The 14075-nt window shown below is 52.7% G+C and carries 18 protein-coding genes; 14 read left to right on the plus strand and 4 right to left on the minus strand.

The window, feature by feature from the left end:
- Window positions 1–239 precede the first annotated feature (239 nt).
- The gene (locus tag IDH45_RS33310; RefSeq protein ID WP_190932475.1) at window positions 240–1526 is read right to left on the minus strand and encodes a DUF2515 family protein; all 1287 of its coding nucleotides are present in this window, start codon (window positions 1524–1526) and stop codon (window positions 240–242) included.
- Window positions 1527–1740: 214 nt separating this feature from the next.
- On the opposite strand from IDH45_RS33310, the gene IDH45_RS33315 reads away from it, so the two are divergent.
- The 3 genes from IDH45_RS33315 to clpP all read left to right on the plus strand — a co-directional run bounded on the left by IDH45_RS33315 (window position 1741) and on the right by clpP (window position 3384).
- Window positions 1741–2376 (plus strand): winged helix-turn-helix domain-containing protein, encoded by a 636-nt coding sequence (locus IDH45_RS33315; RefSeq protein WP_190932476.1) that lies wholly within the window; start codon window positions 1741–1743, stop codon window positions 2374–2376.
- On the plus strand, window positions 2377–2727 hold the full coding sequence (locus IDH45_RS33320; protein ID WP_190932477.1) for a hypothetical protein: 351 nt from the start codon (window positions 2377–2379) through the stop codon (window positions 2725–2727). It abuts the gene before it with no gap.
- Window positions 2728–2805: 78 nt separating this feature from the next.
- Entirely contained in the window at window positions 2806–3384 is a 579-nt protein-coding gene (clpP, locus tag IDH45_RS33325) for an ATP-dependent Clp endopeptidase proteolytic subunit ClpP (protein ID WP_190932478.1), read from the plus strand.
- An 86-nt stretch (window positions 3385–3470) separates the two neighbouring features.
- On the opposite strand, the gene IDH45_RS33330 is transcribed toward clpP, so the two are convergent.
- Window positions 3471–3668, minus strand: a complete 198-nt coding sequence (locus IDH45_RS33330) for a hypothetical protein (protein WP_190932479.1) — start codon at window positions 3666–3668, stop codon at window positions 3471–3473.
- Between the two features lie 10 nt (window positions 3669–3678).
- Entirely contained in the window at window positions 3679–4518 is an 840-nt protein-coding gene (locus IDH45_RS33335) for an SPFH domain-containing protein (protein ID WP_190932480.1), read from the minus strand.
- Window positions 4519–4870: 352 nt separating this feature from the next.
- Here IDH45_RS33335 and IDH45_RS33340 point away from each other — a divergent pair, with 352 nt between their 5' ends.
- From IDH45_RS33340 to IDH45_RS33360, 5 genes are all read left to right on the plus strand, one after another.
- Window positions 4871–5215: a thioredoxin family protein gene (locus tag IDH45_RS33340; RefSeq protein WP_190932481.1), complete on the plus strand. Its 345-nt coding sequence runs from the start codon at window positions 4871–4873 to the stop codon at window positions 5213–5215.
- A gap of 340 nt (window positions 5216–5555) precedes the next feature.
- The gene (locus tag IDH45_RS33345) at window positions 5556–6509 is read left to right on the plus strand and encodes a COX15/CtaA family protein (RefSeq protein ID WP_190932482.1); all 954 of its coding nucleotides are present in this window, start codon (window positions 5556–5558) and stop codon (window positions 6507–6509) included.
- Between the two features lie 154 nt (window positions 6510–6663).
- Window positions 6664–7368, plus strand: coding sequence for a Cthe_2314 family HEPN domain-containing protein (locus tag IDH45_RS33350; RefSeq protein ID WP_190932483.1), 705 nt, complete (start codon window positions 6664–6666; stop codon window positions 7366–7368).
- A gap of 36 nt (window positions 7369–7404) precedes the next feature.
- A complete protein-coding gene (locus IDH45_RS33355; RefSeq protein ID WP_190932484.1) occupies window positions 7405–8208 on the plus strand; it encodes an SDR family oxidoreductase in 804 nt (267 codons plus the stop codon).
- A gap of 107 nt (window positions 8209–8315) precedes the next feature.
- A complete protein-coding gene (locus IDH45_RS33360; RefSeq protein WP_317891331.1) occupies window positions 8316–9587 on the plus strand; it encodes a CapA family protein in 1272 nt (423 codons plus the stop codon).
- A 446-nt stretch (window positions 9588–10033) separates the two neighbouring features.
- Here the strand turns inward: IDH45_RS33360 and IDH45_RS33365 are convergent, their stop codons facing one another.
- On the minus strand, window positions 10034–10606 hold the full coding sequence (locus IDH45_RS33365) for a DoxX family protein (protein WP_190932485.1): 573 nt from the start codon (window positions 10604–10606) through the stop codon (window positions 10034–10036).
- 308 nt (window positions 10607–10914) lie between these two features.
- Here IDH45_RS33365 and IDH45_RS33370 point away from each other — a divergent pair, with 308 nt between their 5' ends.
- The 6 genes from IDH45_RS33370 (at window position 10915) to IDH45_RS33390 (ending at window position 14030) form a co-directional block, all read left to right on the plus strand.
- On the plus strand, window positions 10915–11109 hold the full coding sequence (locus IDH45_RS33370; protein WP_190932486.1) for a hypothetical protein: 195 nt from the start codon (window positions 10915–10917) through the stop codon (window positions 11107–11109).
- Entirely contained in the window at window positions 11106–11345 is a 240-nt protein-coding gene (locus IDH45_RS34540; RefSeq protein ID WP_223837250.1) for a hypothetical protein, read from the plus strand. Before IDH45_RS33370 ends, IDH45_RS34540 begins: the two co-directional genes overlap by 4 nt.
- Complete coding sequence (locus IDH45_RS33375) at window positions 11249–11983, plus strand: DNA glycosylase AlkZ-like family protein (protein ID WP_223837251.1); 735 nt, start codon at window positions 11249–11251, stop codon at window positions 11981–11983. Before IDH45_RS34540 ends, IDH45_RS33375 begins: the two co-directional genes overlap by 97 nt.
- A 310-nt stretch (window positions 11984–12293) precedes the next feature.
- Window positions 12294–12695, plus strand: a complete 402-nt coding sequence (locus tag IDH45_RS33380; RefSeq protein ID WP_190932487.1) for a hypothetical protein — start codon at window positions 12294–12296, stop codon at window positions 12693–12695.
- Between the two features lie 167 nt (window positions 12696–12862).
- Window positions 12863–13441 (plus strand): hypothetical protein, encoded by a 579-nt coding sequence (locus IDH45_RS33385; RefSeq protein WP_190932488.1) that lies wholly within the window; start codon window positions 12863–12865, stop codon window positions 13439–13441.
- Window positions 13442–13778: 337 nt separating this feature from the next.
- Window positions 13779–14030, plus strand: a complete 252-nt coding sequence (locus IDH45_RS33390) for a hypothetical protein (protein ID WP_190932489.1) — start codon at window positions 13779–13781, stop codon at window positions 14028–14030.
- The last annotated feature ends 45 nt before the right edge of the window (window positions 14031–14075 follow it).

Below are 14075 nucleotides of genomic sequence, written 5' to 3' on the forward strand. Positions count from 1 at the left end.
TGTGGTGACTACTTTTTACCACAAGGAGCGCGCTTTGTCTCTATTCTTTTGATTTTACAGTTTACTGGAAGCGAATTTGCTCATTTATAGTTTGTAATAAAAATGAAATATGAAATTCATCTTCCCTTAATGATAAGCGCCTATAATAAAAGTCGACCCCCTTTTTGATATATAGATCTGTTAGACCCGCGGCCCGTTGCTTGCGGGTCTCTTTTTTTGTCTTGTTCCGTTCCCCGCGCTTATTCAAACAGCAGCTCCCCGGCCAGGACGGCCAGCTCCAGCTTGTTCAGGGAAAAGGTGTATTCGTTCGTGATCTCGAAGGATGCCGGAGGATGCGGCGATTCGAACCAGACGAAGGCGTCTTTGCAGGAGTCGTGCCAGTCGTAACGATCGACGGCCTGAAAAGGAACGTCTGGCCACACGTATTCCAGCTTCGGGCTGTAAAACGGTTCGGCTCCCGGCTTTAATAGGCCTCCTTCCAGCTTGGCCGTGTAGACGGCGGCCGGCGCGTATCTGCGGACCGGAGCGAACAGATGCGGCCAGTAGTCCGCCCGGGAGCCGCTGTACGGTTTGCCGGCGGCGAAGTCGCGGGCGCCGCGGGTTATGCCGGGAACGGCGAAAAGAATCGCGTATAGCTTTTTGCCGAAAGCAATCCGTTCGCGAAGGTCCGTAAAGTCCTCGATTACAAGTCCCGCGAGCCGGTAGGCGGTATCCGGGCGAGAGAGGACGGCGGAGTTCCCTTCGGCCAAGTAGGGGAACACGATCATGTTCATTTGCAGCAGCGATTGGGCTTGAAAGGCAGGCGTATCCAGAACGGTTCGGCGAAAATAACTGTCCTGCACGACGCGGCCTTCGATATAGTGTTGTTCATTCACGATCAGGGCGACGGTAAGCAGAGCGGAATTGCGTTCGGCCCAGAACTGCTCCCATACCGGCCTCATAAAAGCCGACACATCGAATTCGCGAAGCAAATGGAATAAAGGCTGTTTGCGTTGGACGGAAGCTTCATACAGCCGAAGCTGAGGATACGCATCCTGAAAAATTAACCCGTTGGCCCGCTCCAGCAGCGCGAATATCGCTTCCGCCCTTTTGCCCGACAGCAGCCGTGGGAGCAGCCCGCCCTTCAGATCGGTCATCGTCCAGCCTCCGTTGCGGGAAACCATATGGGCCAAAAAAGCCCAGTGCAGCTCGGGGGTCCGTGAGAAAACGTTCCAGTACGCCGCCGTTCTCGTTAAGTTGTTGCGGTTGAAGCGCTCCGTTTCTTCGCGGATGGAGACGACTAGCGACTGTTCATCCGGCGTCAGCGCCTGGGGAGCGGAGAAGGCGGTCTGCCCGTGCAGCGCAGACTTGCGCAATCTGCGGATCTCGTCCCGGGCGATGGGCAGCGCGGACGCTTCTTCGGCCAGCTTCTCCGATTGAAGCCAGCCTGACAGCTTGCCGCTCCAGTAAGCGGCCAATCCCCCGGGAATGGACTTGATGCGGCGGAGAAACTCCTCCAGCCGGGACGGAGTGCCGGTACGGTTCATTCGCGATCCTCCTCCAAGTGGGTTCGTATACGTTCAGTATATGGACCGGAATGATCTCCCATTCGGACGGAGCGGGCAGATTCCGTCATGCATCGCTGGAGGCGGTTCCATCCGGTTTTTCCAGTCTGCAGTTGAAGGGCGGAGTGTTCTTGACAAAAGAATCGTAACGTAATAATATATTTTTACGTAAACAATTTGTATTGTGTGGTGAGTAATGTTGGATGCTTTCGAGCTTGCAGAAACATACACGGTGGTAAACCCCGAGCAGGCGGTCGTTCTGCTGAACCCGCTCCGGGGACAGATCGTCAGCCATATGCGAACCCCTGTCTCCGCAGCCGAGGTCGGCCGGGCGATGGGAGAGACGCCGCAGCGGATCAATTACCATCTGAAAGCACTTGAGAAAGTCGGGCTTGTACGCAAGACGGGAACCCGGCAAGTCCGCAACCTGGTCGAGGTGCTGTATCAGGCGATCGCCAAAACGTTCGTACTGTCGGATGCGCTTGGACTTGAACCCTCAGCGGCCAGACGGATGAAAGAAGACGCTTCGTTATCCCATCTGATCGGGACGTCCGACAAGCTGAAGCGGGACGCCGTTAAGCTGATGGAGAAGACGGAAGCGGGAGAGACGGTGCACAGCGCTTCGCTGTCGGCGACGGTCCGTCTGGCCGGCGAGGAAGCGAGGCAATCTTTCGTTCAGGAATATCTGGAAGCGGTTCGGCGGCTGACGGAGAAGTATGGTGCTGGGCTGCCCGAAGGAAGTTCATCTGCAGCTGCGGATGCTCCCGCTCCAGAAGAAACGTATCAGGTGCTTGTGGCTGTATACCCGACTATTGGCGAGGGAGAGGATTAAATGGACCGGAAGCAAGCTGGTGAACGGAATGTCGCGATCAGCACAGCGCGTGGCAGCCGGAAGAGATCGCCCCGCAAGGCGGAGCGCGGTGTACGCGGGGAGCGGACGTCTGTTGCGGAAATACGTTTGTTCATTAGATCCGGATCTTCAGGGCATGCTCCGGTGTCTGCCGTTAACCCGCCCCCGAGAGGGGCCAAAGCAGAGCCGGTGCTCGAGCCGACGGTCGTGACGACGGCTTTGCCGGGGCAAGCGGGGGAAGCGAAGCCAGCGGGGACCGTAACGTACGTAGGCGCCGGATTTTGGACGAGAACGGTCAAGCCGGACGGCGGTACGGTACGTATGGCGGCATAAGGCGGCAGTCGGCAGTTGAAATGCCAGGCTGGGGTTTGCAGCGAAACGAAATTCGAGGACAATAACGGAGGTGTTCACATGTCTTTATATTTGCCGATGGTCATCGAACAGAGCAGCCGGGGGGAACGATCCTACGATATTTATTCGCGCTTGCTCAAGGATCGCATCGTATTTATAGGCACGGAGTTTAACGATCAGATGGCCAATGCGATTGTGGCGCAGCTGTTGTTCCTGGCGGCGGACGATCCGGAGAAGGATATCAGCCTGTACATCAATTCGCCGGGCGGGTCGACGACGGCTTGTATGGCGATTTACGATACGATGCAGTACATCAAGCCGGATGTCGCTACGATTTGCGTCGGGATGGCCGCTTCGGCGGGCTCGATTATTTTGGTCGGCGGGGCCAAAGGGAAAAGGGCGGCGCTGCCGAACGCCGAGGTGATGATCCATCAGCCGTGGGGAGGCACGCAAGGCCAGACGACGGATATTAAAATCCGCACGGACTGGATGCTGCGCACGCGCGCGCTCACGAACGGCATCCTGGCGGAGAGAACCGGGCAGTCGATCGAGACGATCGAACGGGATACGGACCGCGACAAGTTTTTTACCGCGGAGGAAGCGCTCGCTTACGGGCTGATCGATAAAATCGTCAGGTAATGCCCGTGATGAGGCTGGACACGACCAGACTCCGATTCGGATTCGGCATGTACAAACTAACAAGCGCAGCCCGAAGGCTGCGCTTGTTAGTTTGTGTCTGAAGAAGGCGGCGATTCCGGCGGCGGATAACGGCCTCCCGGCAGTCGTCCGGCTTTGCTGGCGGCATCGCGCAGCAAATACTCAAGATGCGAGTTTACGCTGCGGAATTCGTCAGCGGCCCACCGCTCCAATATTTCGTACAGCTTCGGGTCGATGCGGAGGGGAAAGCTTTTTTTGGCAGACATGACGCCACCGTCAGTAGAGCGAGCCGGAGTTGACAACCGGCTGGGCGCCGCGGTCGGATACGATCGCCACCATCAGATTGTTGACCATAGCCGCTTTCCGTTCTTCGTCGAGCGCCAACCCGTTGCGCTCCAATTGGGCGATCGCCATCTGCACCATTCCGACCGCGCCTTCCACGATTTTCTCGCGGGCCGAGATGATCGCCGCCGCCTGCTGGCGCTGCAGCATAGCGCTGGCAATCTCGGTCGAATACGCCAGATGGGTCAGGCGAGCCTCGATTACTTCGACTCCCGCTACCGACAATCGGCTCTGCAGCTCCTTGGCGAGCTCGGCCGCCACTTCCTCCGTATTGCCGCGCAGCGAATATCCGCCTCCGTCCAGATTGTCATAAGGATATTTGCTGGCTACATGGCGCAGAGCGGTCTCGCTCTGAATCTCCACGAACTGCTCGTAATTATCGACATCGAACATCGCTTTGGCCGTATCGATTACCCGGAAGACGACGACGGCGGCGATCTCGATCGGATTGCCGTCGATATCGTTCACTTTCAGCTTGGCGCTGTTGAAGTTGCGCACCCGCAGCGACAACTTTTTCCGGCTGCTGAACGGAACGACGATCCATATGCCGTCCTTGCGCACCGTCCCCAAATATTTGCCGAAGAATGTAACTACATTCGACTGATTAGGCTGAATGACCGTGATGGAGGTCAACAACAGGAAGGCGGCTACGGCCAGCAGCACTCCGAGCACGAATCGCTCCTGCACGAAAGAGTAGATGGTTAGTGCGACCAGCAACGCGATGAACAAAAGTCCGAAGTATCCGCTAACGTGCCATGTTTTTCTCTCTGTCATGTGCATCTCTCCTTGGAAGTGATGTTCTTTTGATATATTTATGATATCACTTTTGCAATAAAATGTAAAACGTTATTTTCTTCCTCCAGCCTGCCCGGGGGGGAAGTAATCGCCCTTCCCGAACGGTTCCGCCGCTCTGTTTTAGTATGAATTGTAAAATAATGAATTCATGCATGTTCAGCCAGAAGGAAGGAGCAGCCAGATAAAAGGCGGATGTATGGGCGCGTTCCGACGGATCGGTATACAACCCGGTACCGATGGTCATATGCAGACACATTGACATTGCCGACTCATCGTGCTATAACAAGCTGTAAAACCGACCTAATAACTGGTCGGACCGGAGGTGCACGACATGGAACCGATCAGAACGGAGCAGGCGTTTTACGATGCGATCGCTCAAGAGAAACCGACCGTTGCCGTATTTAAGACGACCTGGTGCAAGGATTGCCATTATATCGATCCGTTTATGCCCGATGTAGAGAAGGCGTACGCAGACAAGCTGACGTTTGTTCAGATTGACCGCGACGAGCTTCCGGATCTGTGCGAGACATACAATATTCTCGGCATTCCGAGCTTTATCGGCTTTAGCCGAAGCGAAGAGCTCGGCCGCTTCGTAAGCAAGCTCCGCAAAACGCGCGAGGAAATCGAGCAGTTTCTCGACCAAGTCGTAGAAGCGGCTCAAGCCGCTGCGAAGTAACCGGAGCGTGAGGCTGTTCGATTGAGGCCCGGGAGCGAAGCCGGGATGTTTTCCGCTTCCGCGATTCCGATCAGTTCTGCCCGCCCGCCGAAGAACATACGGAGTATATTTACGGAAAGCCTTTCCCGGAGGGGAAGGCTTTTGCTGTTTTTCCGGACGTATCGGGACACCGGCCGCCCGGATGCTCGATGCAGATATGGCTAAACGGCGAAAATCGGCCGAGCAGGGAGGATGTTCACATTTCCGAAATGGATTTGCTGAGTTAGAATCGCTATAATTGGACTTGACGCAATTTTCGACTTTCTCGGAACGCGATTGAACATAAAGTAGGTGTGCATCCATGGGTAAACATTTGAGATGGCTGTCGATGGGTTCCGCCATTGGGATGGGGCTCGTTCTGTTTATGGGAGCTCTCGTGACGAAGACGGAGTCGGGAGAAGGCTGCGGGACCGACTGGCCCTTATGCAACGGCAAGTTCGTTCCGGCTTATACGATCGAGTCGATGATCGAGTACAGCCACCGGTTCGTCAGTGCGGCGGTAGGGTTGCTCGTGCTGGGCGCGGCGATAGCGACCTTCATGAAGCTCCGGCACAGCCGGGAAGCGCAGCTGTTCGCTTACAGCACTTTGTTTTTTACGATCCTGCAAGCGATTCTCGGAGCGCTGGCGGTCGTATTTCCGCAGTCGGATGCGGTGATGGCGCTACACTTCGGATTTTCGCTCGTCGCCTTTTCCGCTTCGCTGCTTCTGGTGATCGGCATCCGGACCGGCGCTTACGTTCCGTCAGGGAGCAGGGGAGCGTCAGGCAAGGGGCAGGCCGGGAGCGAAGACGTGCATGCCCCCGTTATGACGCGCAACATGATCAAGCTGATCTGGGCTACGACGATTTACAGCTACGTAGTCGTGTACATCGGAGCTTTCGTCCGGCATACGGAATCGGTCGGCGGCTGTCTCGGCTGGCCGCTGTGCAACGGTCAAGTCGTACCCTCGCTCGAAGGGGCGACCGGCATCGCCTTTGCCCACCGGGTAGCGGCCGTGCTGCTGCTGATCCTCATCGCATATATCACGTATAAGTCGGGCAGCCAAGGCAACGCTTCGAAGCTGCTGCGCTCTTCTGCGCGCTGGGCGCTGCTGCTGACCGTGCTGCAAATTTTCAGCGGCGCATCGGTCGTCTGGACGCTCGCAAGCGACTGGTATTTGCTGACGGCGTTAATTCACGTCGTGCTCGTATCGGGCTTGTTCGGCGTGTTATGCTATATGAGTGTGCTGGCTTGGCGATCTTACAAGAAAGGGTAAGCTTCGCAGGAGCCGGACGTATAAGCGAACGGTAGAGGGTCAACACTAAAACGCTGGCCGCCGGCGATCCCGGCGGGTGACTGCTGCCCGCATCAAAAGGGCGTTTCCGCAGCTCCGGCACGTTTTCATACTTTACTCGAGGCGGTGACTCTTATTGTTCCGAGCTTGGTTTGAAGAGCCCAAGCGTACCGATTCCGGGTCTCTTCTTGAAGCCGTCCGCGCCATTACCCGATACCGCAAGCTGCTTACGGAGCTGATTGACGAGCAGACTCCGCAGTGCGGCAAATATACGCGTTACGAGCTGTGGGCCCGTGGACTCACGAACGCCCTGGACGAGCTGGAGCAGAGCGTATACTGCGCTTCCAAGTTTCGCGCAGAGGTGACGCACGATCAGGAAGAGAAGATGTCGCCGGAGGAACGAGCCGATTACCGGCGCCACGTTTATTTCTACAAGAACGGATTTATCCGCCTGTTCTCGATTCTCGACAAGCTCGGCTATTTCCTGAACGATCTGCTGCGGCTCAAATCCGAACGCGTCAAGCATAAGTTCTCGTACTTCACCGTTCTTCGCCAGATGAAACACCGCAATGCGGAACCCGGCCTGGAAGGGCTGCTATATGACATTAAAGAGCAGTACAAGGAGCCGCTCGCCCGGCTTCGCCAAAAACGCAACATGGAGATCCATCTGGTCAATACCGAGATGCTCGACGATTTGCTTCATGTCGATTTGTGCCGGGCGGACCGGACCTACATAGAAGATCTGGATGCCAACCTGAACGATCTGGAGCAGGGGTTGGAGATGGTATGCCGGACATTATCGACCGTTTTCACCTATGTGCATCATCGCAAAAAAACGTAAACGCGGTTGAACGATGAAGAAAAGGAGGAAGCTCCCATGCTTCACGGAAAAATCGCGCTCGTTACGGGAAGCGCGAAGGGACTCGGCAAACGGACGGCGCTCGCCCTTGCCGATCTCGGCTGCGATGTGGCGGTCAGCTATATGAACAGCGAACGCGAGGCGTTCGAACTGGTCGCACGGCTGGAGGCCAAAGGGGTACGGGCTATGGCGGTGCGCGCGGACGTAGCGGTACGTGAAGACAATACCCGGATGACGGAAGTGGTTGCGGAAACGTTAGGACCGATCGATATTCTGGTCAACAATGCAGGTCCGTTCGTGCGGGAGCGGCGTACGTTCGATGCTTATTCCCTCGACGAGATTGACTATATGATGCGCGGCAATCTGCTTGGCGTTTTGGAGCTCGATCATTGCGTGCTTCCGCATATGAGGCGTAATCGGTGGGGACGCATTATCCATTTCGGCTTCGGTCTGGCGGCGGAAGCCCGGGGCTGGCCTCACCGGGCCGTGTATGCGGCGGCCAAGGTCGGGCTCGTTTCGTTTACGAAAACGCTTGCGGCTGAGCAGGCGGAATACGGCATTACCGTTAATATGGTATGTCCGGGAGATATTCGGGGGGCGAATAAGGAAAAAGGAATCGACGAGGTGCTTCATCTGCATGATGAGGAGTTTCCCGGCATCCGGCAAGGAAGCGGCGAGGATGTAGCGCGGGTCATCACTTTTTTGTGTTTGCCGCAATCCGATTTTCTGACCGGCAACATGATGGAAGTGTCCGGAGGCTTCGACCCGATTCGCAGCCTGGCCGAGGTGAAGACAAGAGGGAGCAAAGATTCCCAAGGTTGAGACGCTGCCGTTCGGTTTAATACTAGATATGAAAAGACAATAAGCTCAGCTTAGCTGATGCTGATGAATCATTATACTTGATACCTTATAAAAAGGAGGGAGTCGCAGTGCGGGATTGTAGGCCGATTGCGAGACCGCTCCTTTTGTGGTTTGCGGTACTTCTTTTGTTGGTCGCCGGATGTTCGGGGGCGGAGCGGCACTCCGGGCCTGAAGCGCCGCCAGGCCGGCAGGCGGCAGGCGACGACCGTCGCCCGTCGCCCGATCCCGGCGTCACCGGACGAGGCGGGACCGAGGGGATGCCATCCGGGTCCACCGGCCCTCCCGAGCCGCCGCAACCGCCTCCCGTGGTTCAAGAACCGCCTGTAACGACGAAGGTGACGCTGGCTGCGATCGGAGACGTACTTATTCACAGCTCGATCTACAAGGATGCGAAAAAGCAGGAAGGCTATGATTTTGTACCGATGTTCGAGCGGGTCCGGACGTATATCGAGGAGGCCGATATCGCCATCGCCAATCAGGAGAGCATGATCGGGGGGGAAGCGCTGGGCTTGTCGGATTATCCCCGCTTCAACAGCCCTTACGAGATTGGAGATGCGCTGAAGACGATCGGCTTCGACGTCGTCAGTCTCGCCAACAATCATTCGATGGACGGTGGAGAGAGGGCTATAGCGAACGCGCTGGCCCATTGGCGCAAGCTGGGGATGACGACCGTAGGCGTATACGGTTCGGAGGAAGACCGCGACACGATAAGAGTGGTCGACGTCAAGGGCATCAAGATCGCTTTCTTGTCTTACACGTACGGTACGAATGGCATTCCCGTCCCGGCCGGCAAGCCATATCTGGTTAATCTGATTGATACGAACCGCGCGGCGGCGGATATTGAGGCGGCCCGCCGGGTGGCCGATGTCGTCGTCGTCAGCGCGCATTTCGGTCAAGAGTACAAGGATCTCCCGAACGACAGTCAGAAAAAGTTTGCCCGCGAAGCCGCAGAAGCGGGAGCCGACATCGTGATCGGCCACCACCCTCACGTGCTTCAACCGGCCGAGTGGATCGAAACCGGCACGGGCCGTAAAACATTTGTCGTTTATTCGCTCGGTAATTTTATCGCAGCCCAGGAAGGCGAGAACAAGCGAACCGGCGGCATTCTCCGGCTGGAGATCGAGAAAACGGCGACAGGCGGAACATCGCGAATCGAGGTTAAGCATCCGTCGTTTATCCCGACCTGGATCTCGATGACCAACTGGCGGAAGTACAAGGTAGTGCCGGTATGGGAAGCCGGAGCGGACCAAATTCCCGACACCGCGGCACACGAAGAAATGATCCGCCGTCATATGAGCCGGTGGATGCCGGAGCTGAATTTCCCGGCCAAGCCTGAATAACGGACTTATCCCATTATTGATTTTTGTCTAATTAGTCTCTAAAAGTAAAGTTGGCCGGAAAACGACTTCCTGTTTTCCGGCCTTTTTTGTGTCGACTTTACAGTTAAAAAACTTCATGAGCACATCTTGCCTTCAATTCACATTCATGGTTATAACGTAGATTTTTTACCTGTCTTACTCGAGGAGTTGCGAAAAGATTTTCAAATCGATGAGGCTCTCATGCATGAGCCTTTGGAGCTTTTTGAGGATGACAATAGTAAAATTAATGAATATATAAACAAATCTGTCGTGCAGAGCCTGGAGTTCCTGTCCAGCATAGGAATAAGCTTTTGAACAAAAGAAGGATTAAACTGAAACGGGGCCTCCGGAAGTCAGCTTTCACTGACTTTCCGGACAGCCCCGTTATCACCGTTTCCATACTCATATGCGCCGGGCAGCGGCCGCAATCAAGCGGAAGTCGTATCCGACTTTTTCTTGGCCCGGTTCCAAGGAGTACCGAGGTATGTCAGCGCCCAGCGGTCCAAGCCGTACCAGCCGGCTACCTTCCATCCGAGCACCAGCCAAGTGGCGAGAACGAACAGCAGCGGGTTCGTGCTGACGGTTCCGGCGAACAGGAAGCTGACGTTCATGAGGCCGCCGAAAAATGCGGCGATCCCCGTCAACAACCCGACGATCAGGCCAAGACCGACGAGCACTTCGCCGTAAGCGACCATGTACGAGAATACTTTGGCGTTCGGGAGAACGGTGTTCTCCAGGAACGACGCGTACCAGCCCGTGACGTCCTTGCCGCCTTCGGCTTTGGCCAAAGCGCCTTTGACGAACCCTTGAATCGAAGCGCCCGCTTTGTCGCCGGTCCAAGTGTCGCTGGTCACCTTGCCCCAGCCGGCCTTAATCCAGTTGTAGCCCAGATAAACGCGAATTACGAGCCAGATGAGTGCCGAACGTGTGCTGGAGAATAAAAAATGCGATACGGGGTTTTCGGGAATCACAATTTGACTCCCTTGTCGAATGTCAGACATGCAAGTCCTCCTCTGGAACTATTTTCTTTGATCTCCAGTATAGTATCGATGCTGGGGAAGCACAAGATCAAATTTGTTAAGGGTTTATGACTTTTGGTGGAGGGTCTAATTACTTATAATTCCGTGCGTTTAGTCGGGATTTGAGGAGGAATCTAGTACCTATGCATCGATCAAGATTCGGCTCCCGGTGTTGCGCTGACGGGCAGTTATTTCACAAAAGCTCTTGTTTTTATGCTAGAGACAATGGTAACATTTTGTGGGAACGTGTGTTTGTTTTTTGTGTTTTCCAACGGATAGGGGGAATAGGCGTGGTAGAAATCATTGAAAAAGAGCAATTTTCGGTTATTGGAAAATTAGGAAAGAAGTTTGCTAATGAAGCTCCCCATTGGATACCCTCATTATGGAAAAAAGCAAATACTAACTTCATTGAGATAAGTAACCTCGCCATCCATCATCATGTGCAAGCTCCCGTTTGTTTCGTTAAGGAGCCGATGTGTTCATGATCCAGTTGACGAACCGTCAGGCACGGCAATTTCTTCTATTGAAGCACGGGCTGTTGGACGAATATCAATTTACCGGAAAGCAGGGAGTATCGGATTTTGTGCGGCAGGTCGGCTGTATTCAATACGATCCCATCGATGTTTGCGGAAAAAGCGCCGAACTGGTGTTGCAGTCGCGAATCAAAGGATTTACCAAGAACATGCTCGCCGAGTTGCTGTATCAAGATATTATGATATAGCCGGGAAGTACATACAGCCAAATCTGCTGAATGCGCCGGAGCCGCTGGAGGACGAGCTTGAGCATCATAAGTGGCGGGTACTGCGTCGAATCGGCGCTGTTGGCCTTTTATGGAATCGCGCATCCGATGCCTGGCTGAACATATGGGGATTGAAAGCGGAGCAGCGCAACGAGGTTTTCCGCAAGCTGCTGCACGAGGCTCGCATTGTTGCTGTTGCCGTGGAACAAATGAAGGATATACTGTACTGCCGCGCGGAGGATTTGCCGCTTATTGAAGCCGTCCTGCAAAATCCGGCGCCGAAATGTCGCTGCGAGTTGATTGCCCCGCTAGATCCTTTCATATGGGACAGAAAACTGATCAACGAATTGTTTGGATTCGATTACACCTGGGAGATTTACACGCCTGCAATCAAACGGAAATTTGGCTATTATGTATTGCCTCTACTATACGGAGAAAGCCTCATCGGACGAGCCGAGGTAATCGCGGAGCGAAAAGCCGGGACGCTTATTGTTAAAAACATCTGGTACGAGAACGACATAAAGCCAACAAAGCAACTGCGAACAGCCTTGAACAATTGTTTTCAAAATTTTGCATTATTCAACGGATGCGGGACGATTTCGACAGAGTCTATGAACTGATAGTTCCAACTCCCCGGTAACATTTGACCGCTTACGAAAACAGGTAAGCCCACGCATCCCGTAGCGCCGTTGTACTGTGTACATGAGTTTCTAGTCGGGGGGGTCACACGGCGGGCTAAACTAACGGCAGGATTCTTACTATGGCCATCAAGGAAATGTCTTCAATAAAGATTCAAAAGCACCGATAACAGGGGTAGAACCTTTTGATTATGTAACTTGTCTTTTCTAAATAACTGTTGAACTACTGCTGATCAGTGGGACCCAATTAACCCGGACCGAGCAGATTCCTATTAAATCGGGGGATACATAAATGAGTGGTTATGCAGGAATCGAATTAATCGACTCTACTGAAAGATTAAAACACCATGAACTCACGAAAGCACTTTGGCAGAAACTACGTGAGATGGATATAAAAACAGGGGATAAGGGGCGAATTAAAGGAGTATTCATCTCAAACTCATACGAACAAGCAAAGACATTAAAGAAAAATTTCCAAGGTGATGATTTTGACGCAACTATTTATAACCAAGGTGATTCAACACAAATAATTCAAATTACAACTCCATTATGCAAACTGAGTATTGAAGCCTTATTAGAAATAACGGATCTATTGCTGATATCTGTAGTTAATACAGATATAAAGTTCGATGGACTTGAGTTGGATGTTAATGAAGTAAAGAAATTAAATGCCCCTTGGTGGAAATTTTGGTGAGCGTATTGCATACACCATGAGGTTGTCGGAAATCAATCGGCAGCCTCGCTCACCTAACGGGCAGGTTTCCACAACTTTACGGCTATTGAAGCGTATAAATGGAAACAGATAGTAAAAGCAACTAACGGTTTTAATGCTTGGGGGGAAATAAAACGAAAACAAGACAAATGTTTACAAGTGTAATTTTATTGTTGTTGGTCACGTTATTTTTTATTTTAGGCGCGTACAAATTAAACGCATTAAGTGCTGCCAGAGCGAACTCATCTGTACCGAAAGATTCAGTTTTATTAGATAAAGTTGACTATCCATGGGGAAAAGTATTCATTTTCGATTCATCTGAAAAGCCGATTACAGCAATAAGTTTCAAAACGTTTGGGTTTTTGTGGGTTTCAAGAATGTCCACGTATTATTTTCATAACGAAGACCCCATTAAAACAATAGGCGGAACCTCATATTCGGATGACAAAGGAAGAGCGGCGACCGTTTTCAGCGTTTTATTGAATGACCCTACGGTATCTTATTTAGAGGTTGGACCTGATGGGAATAGATTAAGAAAGAAAGCAGAGTTAAATGAACCGATCACATTTTATTGGGATAAATCAATCCCATGGAATGATTATAACGCAAAGGCTTTTAATGAGAACGGAAAGGTTCTTTATGAGTATCGCTATCCTGAAACAAATTATTTTAGAGTAGAAGACTTAAAATGGTACCCTGTTTCGGCAAAAAGTACGCAAGGAGATTAAGCTAACGGATACATTAGTGAAACTAAGCAGGCTGCTGAAAAGCGGTCTGCTTTGTCATTGAAGTAACTGGCAAAAGAGCCGAATAAGTCGTGATACCATAATAGGGAATTTTACCTCTTTCGAAAACAAATTTCTAACACTGAATAGGATTGGAGGAAATCTTAGAAATACAGATGATTTTATTGTCTTTGTTGATTGGGAGCGTGAATGCACGCCTGGGCTTCGGCCCGAACCGATTGCACAAGAAATGACCGCCTGTATATTGACAAAAGATGTTGAATGTTGGATGATGCTAGAAATTGATTTGTCACAAAAAGGAAGATAGGAGGGGGTCGAGATGCTGCGTGTCTACATCGTCTTTATGTGGAAGGCATTTTTACAGCGGTTTACGTATCGGGCAAACTCGTATTTCTTCATTTTAAGCTCCATCCTCAGGCTTTCGATTTTGGCCAGTTTGTGGATCGCCTTGATCGGTGAGGGCAGCGTACAGGACACAACAGCAGCAGATATGATGTCGTTTGTGCTGATCAACATGGTTGTTTCGGGAGACTGTCAAGTAAAAAGTGTAACCTTTGAAACCAGAGTCTAGCAACTGCCGAGCCGCGACTTGACCTGGAGCCTCTGGCGGGTCCGG

This window comes from Paenibacillus oceani, assembly GCF_014705615.1.
GTDB classification, from domain to species: Bacteria; Bacillota; Bacilli; order Paenibacillales; family NBRC-103111; genus Paenibacillus_AB; species Paenibacillus_AB oceani.